The 23975-nt window shown below is 64.1% G+C and carries 22 protein-coding genes; 2 read left to right on the forward strand and 20 right to left on the reverse strand.

Translation table 11 applies throughout. From position 1 onward, the window contains the following. Positions 1 to 104: 104 nt before the first annotated feature. Complete coding sequence (gltA, locus tag P24_RS10540) at positions 105 to 1409, forward strand: citrate synthase (RefSeq protein WP_008944703.1); 1305 nt, start codon at positions 105 to 107, stop codon at positions 1407 to 1409. Between the two features lie 85 nt (positions 1410 to 1494). Continuing rightward, positions 1495 to 1656 carry a hypothetical protein gene (locus tag P24_RS20060; RefSeq protein ID WP_156816267.1) on the forward strand — a complete coding sequence of 54 codons (162 nt, stop codon included), beginning with the start codon at positions 1495 to 1497 and terminating at the stop codon, positions 1654 to 1656. A 4-nt stretch (positions 1657 to 1660) separates the two neighbouring features. Here the strand turns inward: P24_RS20060 and gloA are convergent, their stop codons facing one another. The 20 genes from gloA to P24_RS10640 form a co-directional block, all read right to left on the reverse strand. After that, on the reverse strand, positions 1661 to 2095 hold the full coding sequence (gloA, locus tag P24_RS10545) for a lactoylglutathione lyase (RefSeq protein WP_008944704.1): 435 nt from the start codon (positions 2093 to 2095) through the stop codon (positions 1661 to 1663). 31 nt (positions 2096 to 2126) lie between these two features. Beyond that, positions 2127 to 3299, reverse strand: a complete 1173-nt coding sequence (lpxB, locus tag P24_RS10550) for a lipid-A-disaccharide synthase (protein ID WP_008944705.1) — start codon at positions 3297 to 3299, stop codon at positions 2127 to 2129. Beyond that, positions 3296 to 4162, reverse strand: coding sequence for an LpxI family protein (locus P24_RS10555; RefSeq protein WP_008944706.1), 867 nt, complete (start codon positions 4160 to 4162; stop codon positions 3296 to 3298). The genes lpxB and P24_RS10555 overlap by 4 nt, the downstream gene beginning before the upstream one ends. Continuing rightward, positions 4137 to 4976 (reverse strand): acyl-ACP--UDP-N-acetylglucosamine O-acyltransferase, encoded by an 840-nt coding sequence (gene lpxA, locus P24_RS10560; protein WP_008944707.1) that lies wholly within the window; start codon positions 4974 to 4976, stop codon positions 4137 to 4139. Before lpxA ends, P24_RS10555 begins: the two co-directional genes overlap by 26 nt. After that, positions 4976 to 5455, reverse strand: a complete 480-nt coding sequence (gene fabZ / locus P24_RS10565; protein ID WP_008944708.1) for a 3-hydroxyacyl-ACP dehydratase FabZ — start codon at positions 5453 to 5455, stop codon at positions 4976 to 4978. Before fabZ ends, lpxA begins: the two co-directional genes overlap by 1 nt. Then, positions 5452 to 6492 (reverse strand): UDP-3-O-(3-hydroxymyristoyl)glucosamine N-acyltransferase, encoded by a 1041-nt coding sequence (gene lpxD / locus P24_RS10570; protein ID WP_008944709.1) that lies wholly within the window; start codon positions 6490 to 6492, stop codon positions 5452 to 5454. The genes fabZ and lpxD overlap by 4 nt, the downstream gene beginning before the upstream one ends. A 13-nt stretch (positions 6493 to 6505) precedes the next feature. Then, positions 6506 to 7090 (reverse strand): OmpH family outer membrane protein, encoded by a 585-nt coding sequence (locus tag P24_RS10575; protein WP_040707333.1) that lies wholly within the window; start codon positions 7088 to 7090, stop codon positions 6506 to 6508. Between the two features lie 2 nt (positions 7091 to 7092). Continuing rightward, positions 7093 to 9303, reverse strand: coding sequence for an outer membrane protein assembly factor BamA (gene bamA, locus P24_RS10580; protein ID WP_237740186.1), 2211 nt, complete (start codon positions 9301 to 9303; stop codon positions 7093 to 7095). A gap of 104 nt (positions 9304 to 9407) precedes the next feature. Next, positions 9408 to 10541, reverse strand: a complete 1134-nt coding sequence (rseP, locus tag P24_RS10585; protein WP_008944712.1) for an RIP metalloprotease RseP — start codon at positions 10539 to 10541, stop codon at positions 9408 to 9410. A gap of 72 nt (positions 10542 to 10613) precedes the next feature. Continuing rightward, entirely contained in the window at positions 10614 to 11807 is a 1194-nt protein-coding gene (locus tag P24_RS10590; RefSeq protein WP_008944713.1) for a 1-deoxy-D-xylulose-5-phosphate reductoisomerase, read from the reverse strand. Further along, positions 11798 to 12649, reverse strand: a complete 852-nt coding sequence (locus tag P24_RS10595) for a phosphatidate cytidylyltransferase (RefSeq protein ID WP_237740187.1) — start codon at positions 12647 to 12649, stop codon at positions 11798 to 11800. The genes P24_RS10590 and P24_RS10595 overlap by 10 nt, the downstream gene beginning before the upstream one ends. A 4-nt stretch (positions 12650 to 12653) precedes the next feature. Continuing rightward, positions 12654 to 13385 carry an isoprenyl transferase gene (locus P24_RS10600; RefSeq protein WP_008944715.1) on the reverse strand — a complete coding sequence of 244 codons (732 nt, stop codon included), beginning with the start codon at positions 13383 to 13385 and terminating at the stop codon, positions 12654 to 12656. Between the two features lie 13 nt (positions 13386 to 13398). Further along, positions 13399 to 13956, reverse strand: a complete 558-nt coding sequence (gene frr, locus P24_RS10605; RefSeq protein ID WP_008944716.1) for a ribosome recycling factor — start codon at positions 13954 to 13956, stop codon at positions 13399 to 13401. A gap of 50 nt (positions 13957 to 14006) precedes the next feature. Continuing rightward, a complete protein-coding gene (gene pyrH, locus P24_RS10610; RefSeq protein ID WP_008944717.1) occupies positions 14007 to 14744 on the reverse strand; it encodes a UMP kinase in 738 nt (245 codons plus the stop codon). A gap of 121 nt (positions 14745 to 14865) precedes the next feature. Then, complete coding sequence (gene tsf, locus P24_RS10615) at positions 14866 to 15795, reverse strand: translation elongation factor Ts (protein ID WP_008944718.1); 930 nt, start codon at positions 15793 to 15795, stop codon at positions 14866 to 14868. Between the two features lie 126 nt (positions 15796 to 15921). Further along, complete coding sequence (rpsB, locus tag P24_RS10620) at positions 15922 to 16713, reverse strand: 30S ribosomal protein S2 (RefSeq protein ID WP_008944719.1); 792 nt, start codon at positions 16711 to 16713, stop codon at positions 15922 to 15924. A 189-nt stretch (positions 16714 to 16902) separates the two neighbouring features. Beyond that, complete coding sequence (dnaE, locus tag P24_RS10625) at positions 16903 to 20400, reverse strand: DNA polymerase III subunit alpha (RefSeq protein WP_008944720.1); 3498 nt, start codon at positions 20398 to 20400, stop codon at positions 16903 to 16905. A gap of 95 nt (positions 20401 to 20495) precedes the next feature. Then, positions 20496 to 21917 carry a M91 family zinc metallopeptidase gene (locus P24_RS10630; RefSeq protein ID WP_008944721.1) on the reverse strand — a complete coding sequence of 474 codons (1422 nt, stop codon included), beginning with the start codon at positions 21915 to 21917 and terminating at the stop codon, positions 20496 to 20498. Positions 21918 to 22038: 121 nt separating this feature from the next. Continuing rightward, positions 22039 to 22728 carry an ABC transporter ATP-binding protein gene (locus P24_RS10635; protein WP_008944722.1) on the reverse strand — a complete coding sequence of 230 codons (690 nt, stop codon included), beginning with the start codon at positions 22726 to 22728 and terminating at the stop codon, positions 22039 to 22041. Then, positions 22721 to 23968: a lipoprotein-releasing ABC transporter permease subunit gene (locus P24_RS10640; RefSeq protein ID WP_008944723.1), complete on the reverse strand. Its 1248-nt coding sequence runs from the start codon at positions 23966 to 23968 to the stop codon at positions 22721 to 22723. The genes P24_RS10635 and P24_RS10640 overlap by 8 nt, the downstream gene beginning before the upstream one ends. Positions 23969 to 23975 lie beyond the last annotated feature (7 nt).

The raw sequence follows: 23975 nt of genomic DNA on the forward strand, positions 1-23975 counted from the left end.
GTCCTCGCCAAACCGACTGCGGGTCAATATATTGCAACGCAATACAAGGCCGGTGGCCGTCTAAACCCTCGCTTGAGGGACCGAAGAAAGGGGAGTTCTCAAGAATGACCGCCAATAGTCTGAAGCCGATCAAGCTTGTCGATCCGAACAAGGATAAGTCGATCGAGCTGCCGTTGATCCCCGGGTCCGTCGGGCCTGAGGTGATGGATATCCGCAAGCTGTACGCCGAAACCGGCTACTTCACCTACGATCCGGGCTTCACATCGACCGGTTCCTGCGAATCCAAGATCACCTATATCGACGGCGACCAGGGCGTGTTGCTGCACCGCGGCTATGCCATTGAGGATCTGGCCGCGAACTGCGACTTCCTGGAGGTTGCCTATCTGCTGATGAATGGCGAGCTGCCCAACCCGACCGAGAAGGCCAAGTTCGAGCACGACATCACCTATCACACGATGGTGCACGAGCAGATGGCCAACTTCTTCCGGGGCTTCCGCCGTGACGCGCACCCGATGGCCATCATGTGCGGCGTGGTCGGCGCCATGTCCGCCTTCTACCACGATTCGACCGATATCGAGGACCCGCGCCAGCGGATGATCGCCTCCTACCGGCTGATCGCCAAGATGCCGACCATCGCCGCCATGGCCTACAAGTACTCCGTCGGCCAGCCCTTCATGTATCCGCTGAACAAGCTGAGCTACGCGCAGAACTTCCTGCAGATGACCTTCGGCGTACCGGCCGAGCCCTATATCGATAATCCTGTCCTCTCCAAGGCGATGGACAAGATTTTCATCCTGCATGCCGACCACGAGCAGAACGCCTCGACCTCGACGGTCCGGCTTGCCGGCTCGTCGGGCGCCAACCCGTTCGCCTGCATCGCGGCCGGTATCGCCTCGCTGTGGGGCCCTTCGCATGGCGGCGCCAACGAGGCGGTGCTGAACATGCTGGGCGAGATCGGCGATGCCAAGAACATCCCGGAATTCGTGAAGCGGGCGAAGGACAAGAACGACCCGTTCCGCCTGATGGGCTTCGGCCACCGGGTGTACAAGAACTACGACCCGCGCGCCAAGGTGATGCAGCAGACCTGCCACGAGGTGCTGAAGGAACTGGGCGTGAAGGACGAGCCGCTGCTCGACATCGCCATGGAGTTGGAGAAGATCGCGCTGGAGGACGAGTATTTCGTCGAGAAGAAGCTCTATCCCAACGTCGATTTCTATTCCGGCATCATCCTGAAGGCGATGGGCTTCCCGACCAGCATGTTCACCGTGCTGTTTGCCGTTGCGCGCACCACCGGCTGGGTGGCACAGTGGAAGGAGATGATCGAGGATCCCGTCCAGAAGATCGGGCGTCCGCGCCAGCTTTATACGGGCCACGATCACCGTCCTTACGTGCCGCTCTCGAAGCGCTGAGGACGGACCCTCAACAGCGACAGCAGCGGGAGGCACCGCACGCGTGCTTCTGGAACGGCGGAATAGGTCCGACAGGACCATTGGCATGCGGGGAAAGGGCGGAACGCCTTTTTCCCGCATCTTCGCCATCCGCCTGCGCCTGCCCGCCAACGATAATGCGCGGCCCGCCAGTAAAGGCATGTGGCCGCGCATTGCCGTTATGGGAACGGCGGCCCTGATGCTGGCCGCCGTCCTGTATATCTTCTGAAGCCTTATTTCTTCTCGATCAGCTCGACCTTGTAGCCATCGGGGTCCTCGATGAAGGCGATGACGCTGCCGCCATGCTTCATCGGCCCCGGCGGGCGCGGGATCTTCACGCCTTCCGCCGCCAGCTTCTCGCAGGTGCCATAGATATCGGGCACGCCGATCGCCAGATGGCCGAAGCCGGAGCCGATCGTGTAGGGCTCGGCCTGGTCCCAGTTATGGGTCAGCTCGATCACCGTATTGGCCTTCTCATCGCCATAACCCACGAAGGCCAGGGTGAAACGGCCGCTTTCGTAATCCGTCCGCCGCAGCAGGTTCATGCCCAGCAGGCGGGTGTAGAAGTCGATGGACTTGTCGAGGTCCAGCACGCGGATCATCGTGTGCAGCATGCGGAAACCGCTGGTATCCACTGCCGGACGCTCCGCTGTCATCGTCGAGGACATGGGACTCCCTTTCTGGTTTTCGGTTGAAAGTTCAGTTCCTAGATTTAGCGCATTCGCCAGCAATTGCGAGCAGCTTGTCGGCGATCCGCTGGCTGGGCGCGGTGTCGTTGCCGCCCAGCATCTCCTTCAGCCGGACGCCGGCTTCGACCTGCCGCGCCCGCGCCGCCGGATCGCTGAGCAGCGTTTCCAGCGCCGCCTCCAGGCGGTCGGCTGTGCAGTCGGCCTGGATCAGCTCTGGCACGATCTCCGCTTCCAGCAGGATGTTCGGCAGGGTATAGCGCGTCAGGCTGACCAACTGCCGCGCGATCCGGTAACTGACCGCGTTTACCTTGTAGGCGGCCACGGTCGGTATGCCGGCCAGCACCAGCTCCAGCACCGCCGTGCCGGCGGCGGACAGCGCCAGATCAGCAGCAGCAAACAGATCGGCCTTCTCATTGGCGCCATCGCAGAGCGTTACCGGAACCGGCCAGTTGGCCACAGCCTCCGATATCCGGTCGCGCAGCGAATCGACCGCCGGCAGTGCCACCCGCAGGCCGGGATGCCGCTGCGCCAGCCGGGCCACGGCCTCGGCGAAGGGCGGCAGCAGCCTGTCGATCTCACCACGGCGGCTGCCGGGCAGCACGGCCAGCAGCGTTGCATCGGCCGGAATGTCGTGCCGGGTGCGGAAGGCAGCACCATCGCCGGCCGGATTCTCGACAATGGGATGGCCGACATAGCTGGTCTCCAGCCCGTGCCGGGTGAAATAGGGCGGCTCGAACGGCAGGATCACCAGCAGATGGTCGAGGAATTTCGCGATCTTCTCCGCCCGCTTTGGCTTCCATGCCCAGACGGTGGGAGCCACCAGATGCACCAGCGGGATGCCCTGCCCGTGCAGCTTCTTCGCCACGCGGAAGCAGAAGCCGGGCGCATCGATGGTCAGCACCGCATCGGGGCGCGCTGCCTCGATGGCCTTCACCGTCTCGTCGATCCGGCGCAGCACGCGGGGAATATGCGGGATAACCTCCAGCAGACCCATGATGGCCAGTTCCCGCATCGGAAACAGGCTCTGCAGACCCTGCGCGGCCATCTCCGGGCCACCGATGCCGGCGATGCGGACATGGCCGTCTGTGGCCTGTTTCAGGCCCGCCATCACCTTTGCCCCCAGCGCATCGCCGGAATGCTCCCCGGCGATGATAAAGATCAGGGGGGCGGGCGCCTCGCTCATACTGCGTCTCCGCTGATCCCCTTCACGAACAGGCCCAGCCGGTTGGCGGTCTCGATCACCGCCGCGCGGTCCACGATCCAGGCACCGCCCGCATCCACGGCGATACCGGCGAGGCCGGCCTTCGCCGCCGCCTCCACCGTGGCCACGCCGATGGTCGGCAGATCGATGCGCTCATTCTGGCCGGGCTTGCGCAGCTTCACCAGCACGCCGCCGCCGCCATCACGACGCAGCGGTCCGACCCGAGCCAGCAGCGCGTCGGTGCCCTCAATGGCCTCAATGCCGAGGCATAGCCCCTGCTGCACCACCACACCCTGCCCGACATCGAGCGGTCCCAGCGCGCGCAAAATGGCCACGCCGCGCGCGATATCGGCCTCCGCCGCCGCATCGGCGCGGTGCCGGCCCAGGTAGCCGGCGCCGGCGAGCAGGCCGTCCAGCAGCCTGTCCGCGCGTTCCACGGTAAACCCCTCGCCTTCCAGAACCTTCACTACGGCCGAGAGCAGCGCATCGTCGCCGGCCAGGAACATCTTCGGCCCCATCTTGGCGATCAGCCGGGTCGCCGTCCAATCCGGCCTCAATTCGGCGAGCGAGGGCCGACGTACCGAGCCGGCGAAGACCAGCCGGCGCACGCCTTCGCGGCGTAGCGCGTCAAGAGCCGTGCCGACAGCACCCAGCCGGACGACGAGATGTGGCGTTCCGTCCAGCGTCTCCGGCTGTACCTGGCCTTCGAGGCCGATGATGAAGTACGGGTGACTACGGTCACGCAGCGTGGCGACAAGCTGGCCGGGAACGGTTCCGCCACCGGCCACGATGCCGATCTTGTCCGTTACCGGAGCGGCCTCATGCGTCGTCGCCGGACCGGGCATTGCCCTTCCCTTCCGCCTGCGGGCGGCAGAAGCCACGGGACGAATCCTGCTGCACGAACTCGACCAGCTCCCGCACCGCGGGATCGTCGGTATGGCGTGCCGCGACCTGCGCGATATGCTCGGCCCAGGTTCCGCCCTCGGAGAACAGCAGCGCATAGGCATCGCGCAACGCCTTGATGGTATCCCGGCCAAAGCCGCGGCGCTTCAGCCCGACGAGATTCAGGCCGGAAATCCAGGCCCGGTTCCCCATCACCATGGCATAGGGCACCACATCATGCTCGACACCGGTCATGCCGCCGACCATGACATGCCGGCCGATGCGGCAGAACTGATGAACCGCCGACAGCCCGCCCAGGATGGCGTGGTCCTCGACGGTCACATGCCCGCCCAGCGTGGCGTTGTTGGCCAGGATAACCCGGTTGCCGATGCGGCAATCATGGCCGACATGGCTGCCGACCATGAACAGGCAGCCATCGCCGATCTGGGTCAGCATGCCGCCGCCCTCGGTACCGGGATTCATGGTGACATGCTCGCGGATCGTGTTGTCCGCGCCGATCACCAGTTCCGACGGCTCGCCCTTGTATTTCAGATCCTGCGGCGCGCTGCCGATGGAGGCGAAGGGAAAGATGCGCGTGCGCGCGCCGATCCGCGTGCGGCCCGATACGGCGACATGGGAATGCAGTTCCACGCCGTCATCCAGCCGGACATGCGGCCCGACGACGCTGTAGGGACCGACGGAAACCCCAGCCCCCAGCTCTGCCTTGGGATCGACGATGGCGGTCGGATGAATCGCGGATGCGGAGGCGCCGGTCATCAATCGTCCATGATCATCGCGGTATAGGTTGCCTCGGCCACGGCGGCGCCATCGACCTTGGCGACGGCCGAGAATTTCCACACCGGGCCGCGGCTCTGTTCCTTGGTGACATGGATATGCAGCGTGTCGCCCGGCGTCACCGGCCGGCGGAACCGCGCCTTGTCCACTGACATGAAGTACACGAGCTTGCTTTCGGCCTCGGCACCCAGGGTGGCGACCACCAAAACGGCGGCGGTCTGGGCCATGGCCTCTACGATCATCACGCCCGGCATCACCGGACGGCGCGGGAAATGCCCGACGAAGAAGGGTTCGTTGATGGAGACATTCTTCACGCCGGTCGCCGATTCGTTCGGCACCACGTCGATCACCCGATCCACCAGCAACATCGGATACCGATGGGGAATCATCTCCATGATCCGCTCGACGCGAATCTCCTTCATCTCCTCCGCCACCCCTTTTGTGCCCGCGATATCATTCATTCGCCGTTGTCCTTATTAACCTGCCTTTTCTTAAGCATCAGCCGCTGCATGCCGACCAGGCGCCGCCATTCGCGGATCGGCATGGCCGGCGTGCCGCCGACGATGGCGCCGGACTCCACATCGTTGGTGATGCCCGTCTGCCCTGCCGCCACCACGCCGTCGCCGACCTTCGCATGGTTGGCGACGCCGACCTGGCCCGCGAAGGTCACGTAATTGCCAAGCCGCGCGCTGCCGGCAATGCCGTTCTGGGCGGCAATGATGCAGCCTTCGCCAATCTGGACGTTATGCGCGATCATCACGAGATTATCAATCACGGTACCGCGCCCGATGACGGTGTCCGGCCCGCTGCCGCGATCGACCGTCGCGTTCGCGCCGATCTCCACATCGTCGCCGATGAGGACACGCCCCAGATGCGGCACCTTCACGCGGCCGCTGGGGTCAAGGTCATAGCCGAAGCCGGTATTGCCGATCACCGCGCCGGCGGCGATCAGCACCCGGTCGCCGATCAGGCAGTAGCTGAGCGTGACATTCGCCCCGATGATGCAGTTCTCGCCCAGGGAGACGCCGCGCTCAATCACGCTGTTGGCGCCGATGCGGGTACCGGCGGCAATCGTGACGCCGGGGCCGATCACGACATGCGCCTCGATACGGCAGCCCGGGCCGATCTCCGCGCTGGGGTCGATGACGGCGCTGGGGTGGATACCGGAATCGGCTGCCAGTTCCGGGTGGAAGGCCGTAGCGATACGCGCGAAGCCGCGCCTTGGCTTGGCGCAGAGCAGGATCGCCATGCCGGATGGTGCCTTGTCGGCAAGCGCGGGCTCCACGAGGCAGGCGCCTGCCTTGGAGGCCTGGAAGGCCGGAACATATTTCCGGTTGCCCAGGAAGCTGATATGGGCCGCCCCTGCGGCCTCCAGCGTTGCGATATCCTCGATCAGCCGGCCGGGATCAGTGCCGGGCGCCAGTGTCGCCTCGGCGATCTCCGCCAGTTCCGCCAGGGGCTTGGGCGGTGCGGTATGGAAGAAGCGCGGATCGGCCATGCCTTCCGTCCCCTTACTGCTGCTGGATCGCGGGCAGCTTCACGGTGACGGAGGTCAGGCGCTGGTTCAGCCGGTTCAGCGCTTCCTCGGAAATGTCGATGGATTTTTCGGCCAGCACGATGGCCGACTTCGACAGCACGGCCGTTGCCTGCCGTTCCTTCGCGATATCGGCGACAATTTCCACCAGGGCAATACGGACCTGCTCCATCGCCTGCGCATAGCCTTCGTCAAGCTGGCGCTTGCGGGCCTGCACGGCGCGCTGGATTTCCGCCACGCGCTGCTCGAACTGCTGGCGACGCTGCTGGAACGCCTCCGGGGCCAGCACGGAACGCTGCTGCACCAGTTCCTGCTCCAGGGCACGCAATTCACGCTCCTGCTTGGAGATTTCCTCCTGATAGCGGGAACGCTGCGCCTCGATCTGATCACGCACCGTACGCGCCGCTTCCGAAGCCCGCAGCACCCCCTGCACATCGATGAAGGCGATGCGGGACTGGGGCAGCGGGTCCGCCGCATGAACCTGCGGCGGCAGCATGACCAGGGCACCACCCCCCAGGATCAGAACGCAGGCGATCCGACGGAAGGCAAGAAAACTAAGCATGATTAGAACCGTGTCCCGAAGCTGAAGCGGAAGATTTCGGTCTCGTCGAACTCTTCCTTGACCACCGGTGCCGCGAAGTCGAGCCGCAACGGCCCCATGGGCGATTCCCAAAGGAAGCTGACGCCGACGCTGGCGCGGATCGAATTCACGTCGGCGATGTTCGGTCCGGATGCCGCGACATCCCAGGCGGAGCCGAAGTCGCTGAACACGCCGCCGCGTACGCCCATCTCGCGGGGCAAACCCAGCGGGAACAGCAGTTCGACGCTGCCGGCGTAGTAATTCTCGGCACCCAGCGAATCACCCGTCGAGCGATCACGCGGACCGACGCCACCATACTCGAAACCGCGCAATTTGGCACCGCCCAGGAAGAAACGGTCGGCAATCAGGACTTCCTCATCGCCATAGGGCGTGACATTGCCGATTTCCGCATTGGTGGACAGGACCCAGGTTTCGCCCACCGGGAAGTAGTAGCCGCCCTGCAGGACGGTGCGGACATAGCGCGTATCGCCGCCCAGCGTCGCCACATCATTGTTCAGCGTGACGATATAGCCGTCGCGCGGATCGATCTTACTGTCGCGCTTATCGTAGGCGAGGCTGTTGCCGATGATCGAGCTGCTGGACTGCCCTTCCTGCGCCCGGATGAAGAACGAGGCCGTGTCAGGCACGTTGCGGATTTCAGTCTCGCTGTAGGTGTAGCGCACCGTGTGCCGCAGATCTTCCATCAGGCTGTAGGTAGCCCGCAGCGAGCCGCCGGTCCGGGCCAGATCGTAGGAAGCCTCGTCCTGATAGTCGGTGGTGACGCGGAACAGGTCGAAGCCCGCCGCCACGTCGCGATCCAGGAAATAGGGCTCGGTGAAGCGCAGGTCGATTTCCTGCCGGCGTGCCGACAGGGTGAAGCCCAGGCTCAGATCCTGACCACGGCCCAGCAGGTTGCGTTCGCGGATACGGATATCGCCCAGCAGCGCATCGCGCGTGGAGACGCCGAACCCGACGCTGAGTTCGCCGGTGGAGCGCTCCTCCACCGCGATCTCGATCTTCGACTTGTCGGGCGATGTTCCTTCCATCGTCTCCAGCGTCACATTGCTGAAGAAGTTCAGGTCGCGCAGACGCTGCTGCGAGCGCCGGATGCGCTGGGTGTTGAAGGCGTCGCCCTCGACCAGCCGCATCTCGCGGCGGATCACCTTGTCCAGCGTCCGGATGTTGCCCTTGATGTTGATCTCTTCGACGAAGACGCGCGGTCCCTCGCGCACGACCAGCGTCAGATCGACCTTGCGATCCTCGGCATGACGGTTGAGGCGCGGCTGGATATCGACGAAGGCATAGCCCAGATTGCCCAGCCGTTCGGTGATCGCATCGATATTGCGCTCGACCTTGCTGGCGTCGTACCAGTCACCTTCCTTCACCGTCAGCTGGGAGTCCAGCACGCTGGAATCCAGGCCCTTCAGCTGCGCGTCGATGCCAACCTTGCCGAAGCGGTAACGCTCGCCCTCCTCCACGGTGAAGGTGACGAAGAACCCCTTCTTATCGGGTGTCAGCTCGGCAATGCCAGAGAGCACACGGAAATCCGCATAGCCGTTGCGCAGATAATAGCGGCGCAGCAATTCGCGGTCGAAGGTCAGACGGTCGGGATCATAGGTATCATCGCCGGTAAAGAAGCGATACCAGGCAGATTCCTTGGTTGAAATGACATCCTGCAGGGCCCGGTCGCTGAACCGCTTGTTACCGATGAAGGAAATGCGGCGCACTTCAGTGCGCTCGCCCTCATTGATCTCGAAAACGAGATCGACACGGTTCTGGTCAAGCTGGATCACCTTCGGCTCGACCGTCGCAGCGAAACGGCCACTGCGCCGATAGACGTCGAGGATGCGCTGCACATCGTTCTGCACCTTGGTGCGCGTATAAACGACACGGGGGCGCAGCTGCACCTCCCTGGTCAGCGCATCATCCTCGATCCGTTTGTTACCCTCGAAGGCAATGCGGTTGATGATCGGGTTCTCGACGATCCGGACGATAAGCTCGTTGCCTTCGCGCCGCAGCGTGACATCCGCGAACAAGCCGGTCGCGAACAGCGTCTTCAGCGACTGATCAAGGGCGATGGCGTTGAACGGATCGCCGGGCTTGATGCTGAGGTAGGAGATGACCGTGCTTGGATCGATGCGCTGGCTGCCCTCGACCCGGATATTGGCGATGTTACCGACGCTCTGCGCCCTCACCGCGGGCGCGGCGAGCGCTCCGAAGAGAAGGATGCAGGCGACCAAGACAGCGTTGAATGAGCCTTTCGACACCGACAAACCCCGATCCTTCACGAGCAACCGACCTAGCTGAACAGCGAGCCAATGAAATCGACGACCCGAAGCTGGACCAGATCATTCCATGTGGCGAACACCATCAAGGCGATCACGAGGGTGAGGCCGACCATCGACGCATACTCCTGTACGCGCTGACCGAGCGGTTTCCCTCGCACCGCCTCAGCGGCGTAGAATAATAGATGCCCGCCGTCAAGGACCGGAATAGGAAAAAGGTTTATAAGACCAAGGTTTATCGACAGGATCGCCATGAACCAGATCAGCGGGACGATGCCGCCCTGGGCCACTTCGCCGGACATCTGGCCGATCCGCAGCGGGCCGCCCAACTCGTCCGCCGAGCGTGAGCCGACGATAATCTGGCCAACGGCCTTCAGTGTGGCGCCGGTCAGGAATACGGTTTCCTTCACAGCCTCCCAGGACGCGACCAGCGGGTTGTGCCGCACGGTCTGCATCTGGTTGCTCTGAATGCCGATCCGGCCGATCTGCCGCTCGTTTCCGAACCGGTCGGTCAGGGTGTGCGGCTCCGGCACCACCGACAGGCTCAGCGGCTGGCCGTCGCGCTCGACCGTAAGCGCGAGGGTCTGGCCAGGCCGGTCCTGCACATAGCGCTGCAGCTCCTCGAACCGGCTGATATCGGTGCCCTCGATGGCGCTGATCCGGTCGCCGGTGCGCAGACCGGCGCGTTCGGCGGCACTGCCGGCGACGATCTGATCGACCACGGCCGGCGTATAGGGTTGCCCCACGATGCTGTAGAGCCCTGCCAGCAGCAGGATGGCAAACAGGAAGTTCACGCCCGGCCCGGCGGCGACGATGGCGGCGCGCTGGCCAAGGCGCTTGTGGTGGAAGGAAACGGCGCGCTCCTCCGGTGTCATGTGCGCCACCGAGGCGTCCGGCGAGCTGGCCGGGTCCGCATCACCGTACATCTTCACATAACCGCCCAGCGGCACGGCGCTGATCTTCCAGCGTGTCCCGCTCTTGGCTGTCCAGCCATAGATTTCCGGCCCGAAACCGATCGAGAACACCTCGACCCGCACATCGTTCCATCGCGCGACCAGAAAGTGCCCCATCTCATGCACGAAGACGAGCACCGACAACACGAGGACGAAGGGCAGGACGTAGTCGACGAAGCCGGAAATCAAATCCATGAAACTACCTAGCAGGCTGCGGAACGCATATTATCGAATGTTATGATCGCCGTTGATCGGGGAGCGATCATTCTATCTGGCCACGCAGCGCTCGACGAGATTGCTGGCACGTTCCCGGCTACGCCGGTCCAGTTCCAGTATCTCGGCCAGGCTGGTCATTCGCCCGCCGTCAATGTCCGAAAGCGTCTCTTCCACGATGTCGGCAATATCGAGGAACCCGATACGGCGGTCGAGAAAATGCTGGACGGCAACCTCATTGGCGGCATTCAGGATAGTAGGGGCGCCTCCCCCGCTTTGCAAGGCAGCGCGAGCCAGTCGCAACGCAGGGAAGCGCTGCGGATCGGGCTGTTCGAAGGTCAGTCGCGACAACGCCGCGAGGTCAAGCCGCGCAGCCGGTGTGGCGATCCGCCGCGGCCAGCCCAGCGCGTAGGCAATCGGCGTTCGCATGTCCGGCGTGCCCAGCTGCGCCAGCACCGAGCCATCAATATAGCTGACCATGGAGTGGATGACCGACTGGGGGTGCACCAGCACATCGATCCGGCTTTCGGGCAGCGCGAACAGGTAATGCGCCTCAATCAGCTCCAGCCCCTTATTCATCATGGTGGCGGAATCGATCGATATCTTGGCGCCCATGTCCCAGTTCGGATGCGCCAACGCCTCGGTGGGCGTCATTTTCCGCATCTGGTCAAGACCGGCTTCGCGGAACGGACCGCCCGACGCCGTCAGGGTGATCCGTTCGATGCCGTCGCGCCGGTCGAAGTCGAAGACCTGATAGATCGCGCTGTGCTCGGAATCGACCGGCAGCAGGGTCGCGCCGCTGCGCTGCGTCTCGGCCATCACCAGATCGCCGGCACAGACCAGACATTCCTTGTTGGCAATCGCCACGATAGCGCCGCGCCGGATCGCCGCCAGCGTCGGCGACAGGCCGGCAGCGCCGACAATGGCGGCCATGACCCAGTCGGCCGGCCGCTCCGCCGCCTCGATCACGGCCTGCGGGCCAACGGCGAACTGAATGCCGGTTCCGGCCAGCCCGGCCTCCAGTTCGTCCTTTCCGGCGGGATCGGCAATCGCGACGAAAGCAGGCCGCAGGGCCAGCGCCTGCTTCAGGAGAAGTGCCACATTGCTGCCGGCGGTCAGGGCCTCAACGGTGAAGGAGTCCTGATCCCGCAGCAGCAGATCGACAGTGCTGCAGCCGACAGAACCCGTGCTGCCCAGCACGGTAACGCGGCGCGGGACCGTGGAAATTTGCGCTTCGTTCATCGCCATTGCAGCACGTTCATCCCCGTCAGCGAAATCAGGAGGGCCAGGGCCGGCAGGGTGAGCAGAAACCCGTCCAGCCGGTCGAACAGCCCGCCATGTCCCGGAATTAGTGTCCCGGAATCCTTTACATCGAAATGACGCTTAACGGCCGATTCGGCAAGGTCCCCGGCCTGTGCGACCACCGCCAGCACCGCCGACAGTGCCGCTACGGCGGCCACAGGCGCCCTGCCCTCACCCAGGAAAGCCAGGGTCGCGGCCAGCGCCCCGATGCCCGCCGCCGCTGTCATGCCGCCCAGCAGGCCGGCCCAGGTCTTCTTGGGGCTGACGGAGGGCAGCAGCTTCGGTCCGCCGATCAGCCGGCCGGAAAAATAGGCGCCGATATCGGTGGCGATTACCAGCGCGACCAGCCACAGCACCGTCTCCGCTCCCTGCGGTTCCTGCGCGCGCAGCCAGATGAGGCACAGCAACGGCAGCCCAAGCACAGGAAGCCCGACGGCATACCACAGGCCGGATCGTTTGCTGCCGTCACGGTCGAGCGCACCCACCAGGGCAAACAACGCGCCCGTCAGCAGGAGCAGATGAAGCAGGGCAATCGGCCAGCCCCCAATCAGCAGGGCAATGACCGGCTGCGGCGCGGCAAAGGCCAGTGCGCGTACCAGCCAGGGATGGCCGCGATAGCCGACCAGCCGCGCCCATTCAACGCCCATCAGGACAGAAATCAGAAGAACCAGGGCCAGCAGCGCATAGCCGCCGAGCCAGACCGCCGCCAGGGCCGGCGGGGCGATCACAGCGGCGGAAAGCGCACGCCGGGGCAGTTCCGAAAAGGAAGAGAATATGCTGCCGGCCACCGGCTCAGCCGACCGCGGTGCCAAAGCGCCGCTCCCGGCGATGGAACTCGCGGATCGCCTCTTCCAGATGCTCACGGCCGAAATCCGGCCAGAGGACATCGAGGAAAACCAGCTCGCTATAGGCGGTCTGCCAGAGCAGGAAATTGCTGATGCGCTTCTCGCCGCTGGTCCGGACCATCAGGTCCGGATCGGGAATACCGGAGGTTTCCAGCGCATCGGCGACCATCCCCTCGTCAATGTCGGCCGGATCGATCTCGCCTGCCGCGGCCTTCGCCGCAAGGGCCCGGGCAGCTTGGGCAATCTCCTGCCGGCCGCCATAGCTGAGCGCAATGGTCAGCACCAGCCCGCCATTGCCAGCGGTCAGCCGTTCCGCATTCTCGATCAGCGCCACAATGTCCGGCGCCAGCCGCGACCGGTCGCCGATCATGCGGAAGCGGACATTGTTGCCATGCAGTTCGGCAATCTCGCGGCGCAGGTAGAAGCGCAGCAGCCCCATCAGATCGTCGATCTCGCCCGCCGACCGCCGCCAGTTCTCGCTGGAGAAGCCGAACAGCGTCAGATAGCCGATCCCCAGCTCGCCAGCCGCACGCACGCTGCGGCGGACTGCCTCCGCCCCCTGCTTGTGGCCCAGGCTGCGCGGCTGGCCACGCGCCATCGCCCAGCGTCCGTTGCCATCCATGATGATGGCGACGTGCACCGGCGGTTCACGATCCTGGGTGTCTTCGAGGACGGCCATAATACGCCAGAACTTAAACCTGCATGATTTCTTTGTCTTTTACCGCCAGCGCCTGATCGACCTCGGCGATGGCGTCGTCGGTCATCTTCTGGATGTCTTTCTCGTACCGGCGATGCTCGTCCTGGCTGATCTCGCTGTCCTTCTCCAGCCGCTTCAGCAGGTCCATGCCGTCGCGCCGCACATTGCGGATCGACACGCGGGCCTGCTCGGCATATTTCGCCGCGACCTTCGTCAGCTCCTGCCGCCGCTCCTCGCTGAGGTCCGGGATCGGCAGGCGGATCACATTGCCTTCGGTCTGCGGATTGAGGCCAAGGCCGGCCTCGCGGATCGCCTTCTCCACCGCCTTGACCATGCTGTTGTCCCAGACCTGGACCGTCAGCATGCGCGGCTCCGGCACGCTGACCGAGGCCACCTGGTTCAGCGCCATCTGCGAGCCATAGGCATCCACGGTCACCGGTTCGACCAGACTGACCGAGGCGCGGCCGGTGCGCAGACCGCCAAATTCCTGCCGCAACACCTCGACAGCACCCTTCATCCGGCGCTGGATGTCCTTCAGATCAGGCTGTGCCACGTTAATCCTCCCACTTTATCGAAACCTGGATCGCCTTCCGGGCACACCGCTCAGTCGGTGATCTTCGTGTAGCGCCCGCGACCGCACAAGACGTCTCTGAACGCCCCGTGCTTGTGAATGGAAAACACCAATATCGGGATTTTGTTCTCACGTGCCAGCGAGATTGCCGAGGCGTCCATGACCTTCAGGTCCTTGGACAGCACGTCGAGATAGCTCAGCGTATCGAAACGCTGCGCATCCTTGTTCTTCAGCGGATCGGAATCATAGACCCCGTCCACCTGCGTCGCCTTCAGCAGCGCATCGCAGCCCATTTCCGTGGCACGCAGCGCGGCTGCCGTGTCGGTGGTGAAGAACGGGTTGCCGGTGCCGGCGGCGAAGATCACGACCCGGCCCTTTTCCATATGCCGGATGGCGCGGCGGCGGATATAGGGCTCGCATACCGCATGGATATGCAGGGCGGACTGGACACGGGTGCTGACGGCGCAGCGTTCCAGCGCGTTCTGCATGGCAAGGCAGTTAATGACCGTCGCCAGCATGCCCATATAGTCAGCGGTCGCGCGCTCCATGCCCGTGGTGGCGCCGGACACACCGCGGAAAATATTGCCGCCGCCGATTACCACGCAGACTTCGACACCCTGTTCGCAGACCGACCGGACTTCCGAGGCGACACGGTTCACCATGTCGGGATCGAGGCCATATTCCCGGTCGCCCATCAGGGCTTCGCCGGAAATCTTCAGCAGCACCCGCCGATAGAGCGGTTTGTCCTCGTCCGTGTTCTGGCTGGGCATCTCTGGCCTTTCCTCAAGCTGGATACGAAGCCGGCAGGCGGTCGAAACTATCGACCTTCCTGCCGTGCGTTACAAGTGCAAGCGCATCCTCCGTGACAGGAGGATGCGCCCACCGCTTCTATCAGCCCGCCTTGGCCGCGGCAGCCACTTCTGCCGCGAAGTCACCCTCTTCCTTCTCGATGCCTTCGCCCAGCGCGAAGCGCAGGAAGCCGGTCACCTTCACCGGCGCGCCGATCTCCTTGGCGGTGTCTTCGACGACCTTGGACACCTTGGTCTTGCCGTCCATCACGAAGATCTGCTCCAGGAAGCAGACTTCCTCGTAGAACTTGCGGATGCGGCCCTCGACCATCTTCTGGATGATGTCGTCCGGGCGGCCGCTGGCCTTCGCCTGATCGATCAGCACGTTGCGCTCGCGCTCCAGCAGGGCCGGGTCGAGGTCGTCAATGCCGAGGGAGGCCGGATTGGTGGCCGCGACATGCATGGCAAGCTGCTTGCCGAGCGCCTGCAGCTTCTCCGCATCGCCAGCAGACTCCATCGCCACCAGTACGGCGATCTTGCCGAGGTTCGGCACCACCTGGTTGTGGATATAGCTGGCGACAACACCCTGCGGCACGGCCAGCGTGGCAGTGCGGCGCAGATTCATGTTCTCGCCGATGGTCGCGATCTGGTGCGCCAGTTCTTCCTCGACGGTGCGGCCGGTGCCCGGATAGGCAGTGGCCTTCAGCGCATCGAGATCGCCATTGGCAGCCAGCGACAGCTCGGCGACCTTCGCGACGAAACCCTGGAAGGTCTCGTTGCGGGCGACGAAGTCGGTCTCGGAATTCACCTCGACGATGGCAGCCTTGGCGCCATCAGCGGCAGCGCCGACCAGACCTTCGGCGGCAACACGGCCGGCCTTCTTCGCGGCGGCGGCAAGGCCCTTCTTGCGCAGCCAGTCAACGGCGGCTTCCAGATCGCCGGCGGTCTCGGTGAGCGCCTTTTTGCAATCCATCATGCCGGCGCCGGTCTTCTCACGAAGCTCCTTGACGAGGGCGGCGGTAATCTCGGCCATGATCTCTTCCTTCCTCTTGAGTTCCCTGCCGACGCGCAGCGGACGCGCGCGTGGCGTCAAAATCCGATGGTCGTAAAAGGAGCGGCGGCACAAGGCCGCCGATCCGTATCCCCTGTCAAAGCCGGCTTAGGCAGAAGCCTGAGCGGTCTCCTCGGCGGCGGCCTCAGCAGCCGGCAGCGCCTCAGCAGGCGCCTCCTCGGAAGCGCCGATATCGGCACCGCTGGCGATCATCTCGGCCTGCAGCCCGTCCAGCACGGAGCTGGAAACCAGCTCGCAATACAGCTCGATGGCGCGCATCGCGTCGTCATTACCCGGGATCGGGAAGGCAATGCCGTCCGGATCGCAGTTGCTGTCCAGAATGGCGATGACCGGGATGCCCAGCTTGTTGGCTTCCTGAATGGCGATCGATTCCTTGTTGGTGTCGATCACGAACAGCACGTCCGGCAGGCCGCCCATCTCGCGGATGCCGCCCAGGGCGCGGTCCAGCTTCTCGCGCTCGCGGGTGAGGTTCAGCAGCTCCTTCTTGGTCAGGCCGTGCGTGTCGCCGGCCAGCTGCTCGTCCAGGTCGCGCAGACGCTTGATCGAGTGGGAAATGGTCTTCCAGTTGGTCAGCATGCCGCCGAGCCAGCGGTGGTTGACGTAGTACTGGCCGGACTTCCCAGCCGCCTCGGCGATCTTCTCGGCCGCCTGGCGCTTGGTGCCGACGAACAGCACGCGGCCGCCCTGAGCGGTAACGTCGCGGATGGCCTGCAGGGCGCGGTGCAGCATCGGCACCGTCTGCTCCAGGTCGATGATGTGCACGCCATTGCGCACGCCGAAGATGAACGGCGCCATCTTCGGGTTCCAGCGGCGGGTGTGATGGCCGAAATGCACGCCGGCTTCAAGCAGCTGGCGCATGGAGAAAGTGGGCAGAGTCATAGCGTTAAGTGTCCTGTCATTTTCCGGTTAATCCTCCGCGGGCGAACGCCAGAAGCATGGGGGTGACCCCATCTCCTGACACCGGAGCGACCGTGACCTATCGGCCTCGGCCGCGAACCCGCGTGCGAGATTGGCCGGTGCTATAGACCCGTAAGGCTTGTTTTGCAAGTGAAAGGAGGATGACCGTGCCTAAATATCGCGCACATCGACGATACCGGGAATGGATTTTATGGCGGCGCGCATGCCGGCATTGATCTGGTAGCTGCCGGGCAGCACCAGCTCCACCTCCTGCTCCTCGATATCGAGCACGAAACGCACCCGCCCCCTGCCCTGTCCCTGGGTCTGGAACAGGGTCTTCAGATGCGGCAGCGGCGCCTCATCCCGCAGGAACACCTTCAGCCCGGTTACTGCGTTTGCCACGGCGCGGTCCAGCGGCTCGACGGCGTTGGCGAGCAGCCGGTAGCTCTCCCCTTCCGCCCTGGCATCGGCCGTGACCAGCAGCGGCTGGCCGCTCTCGATCAGCTCCCGGCTGGTGGCCAGTATTTCCGAGAACAAAGTCACCTCGAACACGCCGCTGCGGTCGGTCAGCGTCACGAAGGCAAAGCGGTTGCCGGATTTCGACATGCGCTCCTGCTTGCTGACCAGATTGCCGGCCAGCTTCACCCGCTTGGAGCCGCCGCTGGCCGACAGCAGCGGCAGCAGGTTCGCGGACTCGATGACCTCGATGCGCTGCAACGAGGTGCCATAGGCATCCAGCGGATGCGCCGACAGATAGAAGCCCAGCGCATCGAACTCGTACTGCAGCTTTTCCAGGATCGGCCAGTCTGGCAGCTCGCGCAGCGGAATGGTCGGCGTCTCGGTCGCGGCGCCGGCAAACAGGCTGACCTGATCGCTGACGCGGTCCTGCGCCGCGGCACTGGCATGGCGCAGCAGCACCTCCAGCCCCTCATAGAGTTTCGCGCGGTTGCGTTCCAGCCCGTCGAAGGCACCGGAGGCCACGAGATTTTCCAGCTGCCGCTTGTTCAGGCTGCGCGGATCGGCGCGCTGCGCGAAGTCCCCCAGGCTCTTGAACGGGCCGGCCTTGCGGCGTTCTTCGATCAGCAGCCCCATGGCCTGCGCGCCGACATTCTTCACCGCCGCCAGGGCGTAGCGGATCGCGCCCTTATCCTCTGGCTTCGCGCGCTCGACCGAGAACACCACCTCCGAGCGGTTGATGTCCGGCGGCAGCAGGGCGATGTCGAGGCGCTGAAGCTCCTGGCGGAACACATTCAGCTTGTCGGTATTGCCCATGTCGAAGGTCATCGAGGCGGCCAGGAACTCGACCGGGTAATTCGCCTTCAGATAGGCCGTCTGATAAGCCACCAGCGCATAGGCCGCCGCGTGGCTCTTGTTGAAGCCATAGCCGGCAAACTTCGCCACCTGGTCGAAGATGTCGGAGGCCTTGTTGGCAGGCACGCCGCGCTCGACCGCGCCATCGACGAACAGCTTGCGCTGGGCGTCCATCTCCTCCTTGATCTTCTTGCCCATCGCGCGGCGCAGCAGGTCGGCGGCGCCGAGGCTGTAGCCGGACAGCACCTGGGCGATCTGCATCACCTGTTCCTGGTAGATCATGATCCCGTAGGTCTCGGTCAGGATCGGCTCCAGGCTGGGATAGAGATAGTCCGGCGCCTCAGTGCCGTGCTTGCGGTTGATGTAGCTGGGGATGTTGTCCATCGGGCCGGGGCGGTACAGCGCCACGACCGCGATGATGTCCTCGAACCGGTCGGGCTGCAGCTTGCGCAGTACATCCCGCATGCCCGAACTTTCAAGCTGGAACACGCCGGTCGCATCGCCGCGGCTCAGCATTTTGAAGGTCTTCTCATCCTCCAGCGGGATCGTCGTCAGGTCGATATCGATACCGCGCTGCCGGATCAGCCGTTCCGCCATCGCCAGGACGGAGAGCGTCTTCAGCCCCAGGAAGTCGAACTTCACCAGCCCGGCCGATTCGACATATTTCATGTTGAACTGCGTGACCGGCATGTCGGAGCGCGGATCGCGGTACAGCGGCACCAGCTCGTCCAGCGGGCGGTCGCCGATGACCACGCCGGCGGCGTGGGTGGAGGCGTGGCGGTACAGCCCTTCCAGCTTCAGCCCCATGGAGATCATCTGGCCGACCGTCGGGTCTTCGTCGCGCTGGCGCTGCAGCTCCGGCTCGCCGGCGATGGCCTCGGCCAGCGTCACCGGATTGGCCGGGTTGTTCGGCACCAGCTTGGTGATGCGGTCCACCTGGCCATAGGGCAGCTGCAACACACGCCCGACATCGCGCAGCACGGCGCGGGCCTGCAGCTTACCGAAGGTGATGATCTGCGCGACCTTGTCGTAGCCGTACTTGTCCTGAACGTAGCGGATGACCTCGTCACGCCGCTCCTGACAGAAATCGATATCGAAGTCCGGCATGGAGACGCGTTCGGGGTTCAGGAACCGCTCGAACAGCAGGTTCCAGCGCAGTGGGTCGAGGTCGGTGATGGTCAGCGCCCAGGCCACGACCGAGCCGGCACCAGAGCCACGGCCCGGCCCCACAGGGATGCCCTTGTCCTTCGCCCATTGGATGAAGTCCGCAACGATCAGGAAATAGCCGGGGAAGCCCATCTGAACGATGACGTTCAGCTCGAACTCCAGCCGCTCGCGATAGGGCTTTGCCGCTTCCTCCCGCGCTGCTTCGTCCATGTCCGGCGTATAGACATGCAACTCCAGCCGGCGCTCAAGCCCCTCCGCTGACTGCACCCGCAGCTCCGCGGCCTCGTCGCGTCCCTCGCCGGTATCGTAGGGCGGCAGGATCGGTGCGACCTTTTCCGGGAAATAGGCGCAGCGCCGGGCGATCTGCACCGTGTTGTCCACCGCCTCCGGCAGGTCGGCGAACAGGGCGCGCATCTCGGCAGCTGACTTGAAGCGGTGCTCGGGCGTCAGCCGGCGGCGCTTTTCCTCGACGACATAGGTGCCTTCGGCGATACACAGCAGCGCGTCATGCGCCTCATACATCGCCGCATTTGCGAAGAAACAGTCATTGGTGGCGACCAGCGGCAAATCCATCGCATAGGCGAGGTCCAGCAGGCTGCCCTCGATGCGGCGCTCGGCATTCAACCCGTGGCGCATCAGCTCGACATAGAGCCGGCCGGGGAACAGCTCTGACAGACGCTTCATCATCGCCGTCGCAGCGTCGCGCTGGCTTTCCAGCAGCAGCCGGCCGACCGGCCCTGCCGGGCCGCCGGTGAAACACAGAAGCCCCGTATTGTGCGCTTCCAGATCGGCAAAGGCGATCTGCGGCAGCTCGCCGGTCGGCGTCTCCAGGAAGGATTTGCTGACCAGCTTCATCAGGTTGCGGTAGCCGGTCTCGTCCTGCACCAGCAGCACCAGCTGATCAGGCGGCGGGCTGGCATGCCCATTGCCGTTGCCGTTCGGCAGGCGCGGGTCAGTCTTCTGCTCACGGCGCAGGTTGATCTGGCAGCCTATAATGGGCTGCACGCCTGCCCCGGTCGCGGCGCCGGCGAATTCCAGTGCACCGAACATGTTTGCGGTGTCGGTGACGGCCACCGCCGGCATCCGGTGCTCCTGGCAGAGCCCCACCAGTTCCTTGATCTTCAGCGCACCTTCCGACAGCGAATAGGCGGAATGGACGCGCAGATGGACAAAATCGGCATGGCTGGACATGGCGCCATGATTCCATGCGGACGCCCGATGGTCAGCGGGAACAGTTTGGCAACATCTGGGTTATCCCCAGATGTTACACACAAGATATTGCTGTTTTAGTGCCATTCCAACATGAGTTGCTGCGGCGGCGGCATGATCGCCAGAGGCTGGCGTGCTACCGGCGGCCTGTAGGGTACCAGCGCCATTTGCTGCGGCTGGTAAGGGACAAGTGCCAGCTGCTGCGGCGCCGGCGGCGGTGCTATGTAAGGGACGATCTGGCCGTTGCCGGGCGGTTGGTATGGCACAAGGGCCATCTGGTGAGGAACTTGTGGTGGCGGCTGATAGGGCACGAGCTGGCCGCCTCCTACCATCGGCGGTGGCTGATAGAGAACGAGCTGACCGGGGATCGCTGGTGGCAGATCGGCCCTCGGCATAGCCATGTGGCCAAATCGGGCGCCGATCCCATAAACAGCACGAAGGGAATTCTCGCTCGTGTTGCCGCCTGAGATGGCACGAAATTCCTCGGCATTTCTGAAGGCAATATGCGGCGGCAAACCTGTACGCGACCTTCCACGCATCATCCGCTTTGCATGCAGCAGCTCATGGGCAAGCACCAAGAATACCGGCGACAGCAGCGGCCGACCATCTTGCGCGTTCAACGCAAAGATATTCGCATCGTCTAGGTTTGGATTGATGGCGACTATCGCTCCGGTTCCTTGTGGTATTCCACCACCCAGTGGAGCCACAGGTCGTCCGGTAACATCCATGTTTGCGAAAGCGTCGTTCCTTGTGCCGATATAGCCATCAATATTGAAACCTTGCGCACCGATGAAAGGAACAGGATCGACGAATGTCATCCCTGGTGAATCACCAGCATGTCCCGCATCTGCCGCCCCGCCGCCGCCAATCACAAACTGCTGCCTTTGCCGAATACGTTCCGTGACCTGCCGCTGTAGCATGTCCATTGCCTGCTCCGTCCGATTGGTCAGAGGAACGATCCGAACAGTTTGCGGACTGTTCAGAAGTTTACGGACGAGCTTCTGCCCTTCTGGTCTCTCCAGCAGCGTCGCGAAGGCACTTAGGACCCGGTCACGAAACCCGACCACCTGAACATTGGCCCCATTGAGAATTAACCGCCCGTAATCGCGATTCTCGATGATGACGCTGCCGACGCCATTCACCAGCTGGGTCCAGAGCAGCTGGGCATCGTTCTGCGGATCGTTGCGCACATAGATGGCGCCGCCGCCCTGAAGAGTCATGGTCTGGCGTTCATGCTCGGCCCTCACCTGGTTCAGCAGGTCAAGGATGGTATCGCGGTCAGGATGCAGCGGGTTGGCGACCAGCCAGTTATAGAGATGGCCGCGCAGGGTGCTCATCAGCTGCAAGCGCTGCGCACCGGTCAACGCACCGATCACCCGGTTATAGCGGTTCACCTGATTGACGATACTCGTCAGTTCCTGAGATTGGCCATGCAGACCGCCGAGACCACCGGGTGCCACGATCTGCCGTTGCAGCACGCGGCCGCGCTGCTGCCCCATGCCAGGTCGGTGCCCGGCGACTGGCCTGTGCGAGAGTGGACGCATGCGCAGCATAATCTTGCTCCCCGATTGCCATCACAGGGTAGCAAGCACTCTTATTAAATGCACGCAATAAGTGTATCTAGCGGCTGTATTCCACAACCAGCCCGTCGCGCATCTCCAGCACCCGGTCCATGCGCGCCGCCAGCTCCAGATTATGGGTGGCGATCAGCGCGCCCAGCCGGACCGCGCGGCAGATGCGCGTCAGATGGCCGAACACATCCTCGGCGGTGTGCGGGTCGAGATTGCCGGTCGGCTCGTCGGCCAGCAGCAGCTTCGGCACATTGGCCATGGCGCGCACGATGGCGACGCGCTGCTGTTCGCCGCCGGATAGCCGCGCCGGACGGTGATCCTCGCGCTCGGCCAGCCCGACCATGGCCAGCAGCTCATGCGCCCGCTCCTCCGCTTCCTTGCGGTTGAGGCCGGCGATCAGCTGCGGCAGCACGACATTTTCCAGCGCAGAGAATTCCGGCAGCAAATGATGGAACTGATAGACGAATCCGATGGAGTGGCGGCGCATCCCGGTGCGCGCATCGTCGCCCATGGTCCCGCAGGAATGGCCGCCGATCAGCACGTCGCCGGCGGTTGGCCGTTCCAGCAATCCGGCGATCTGCAGCAGCGTCGATTTGCCTGCACCGGAAGGGCCGACCAGCGCTACCAGTTCTCCCGGCTGCACGATCAGATCGACGCCGCGCAGCACCTCCAGCGGACGGCCCGCCTGCTCGAAGCGGCGGACGACCCTGCGCAGTTCAAAGGCTGGCGTCTCACTCATAGCGCAGCGCCTCCACCGGGTCCTGCCGCGCCGCGCGCCAGGCCGGATAGATCGTCGCGAGGAAAGACAGGATCAGTGCCATCAGCACGACGGTAATCACCTCGCTGGTATCCACCTTGGCCGGCAGGCGCGAGAGGAAATAGATTTCCGCCGAGAACAGCTCGGTCCCCGTCAGGAACTCGACGCCCTTCCGGATGGTCTCGATGTTCAGGCAGAACAGCAGCCCCAGCACGAAGCCGGCCAGCGTGCCGACCACGCCGATGGAGGCACCGGTCATGAAGAAGATACGCATGATCATGCCCCGGGAGGCGCCCATGGTGCGCAGCACCGCGATGTCGCGGCCCTTGTCCTTCACCAGCATGATCAAGCTGGAAATGATGTTGAAGGCCGCCACCAGGATGATCAGCGTCAGGATCAGGAACATGACATTGCGTTCCACCTGGATCGCGGTGAAGAAGCTGGAATTGGCCTGCTGCCAGTCATAGAGCCGCTTGCCCGGCCCGATGGCGGTCGTGATCGCCTCGCGCAGGCTGCGCACGGCATCCGGATCGTCCAGCAGGATATCGATGCCGGTCACCGCATCGCCCAGCCTGAAGAAGGTCTGCGCGGCCTCCATCGGCATATAGATGAAGCTGTTGTCGTACTCGTACATGCCGACCTCGAACAGCGCGGCCACGGTATAGGATTTCAACCGCGGGATCGAGCCGAAGGCGGTCGGGTTCGATTGCGGGCTGATCAGCGTGATCTGGTTGCCGACGGTCAGGTTCATGCGCTGCGCCATGCGCGTGCCGATCATCACCGCGTCATTGCCCTCGAACGCATCCAGCGAGCCCGCCATGATGGCGTTCGACAGAAGTGCGCGGCGCTGTACATCCTCGCGCCGCATGCCCTTCACCAGCGCGCCGGAGGCCACGCCATTGGCGGTTGCCATCACCTGCCCCTCGACCTGCGGGAAGGCCATCGTCACACCCTCGACCAGCTGAACCTGATCGACCATGCCGGCATAGCCGGGCAGCGGCCCCTGCTGCGCGAAGATCGTCAGATGGCCGTTTACGCCGAGGATGCGGCCCAGCAGCTCCGCCCGGAAGCCATTCATCACCGACATGACGATGATCAAAGTCGCCACGCCGAGCGCGATGCCCAGCAGGGAGAAGCCGGCAATTACCGAGATGAACCCCTCCTGCCGGCGCGCGCGTAGATAGCGGAAGGCGACCATGCGCTCGAAGGCGGAGAAGATCATGCGGACA

The sequence above is a fragment of the Oceanibaculum indicum P24 genome, from assembly GCF_000299935.1.
Taxonomy (GTDB): Bacteria; Pseudomonadota; Alphaproteobacteria; order Oceanibaculales; family Oceanibaculaceae; genus Oceanibaculum; species Oceanibaculum indicum.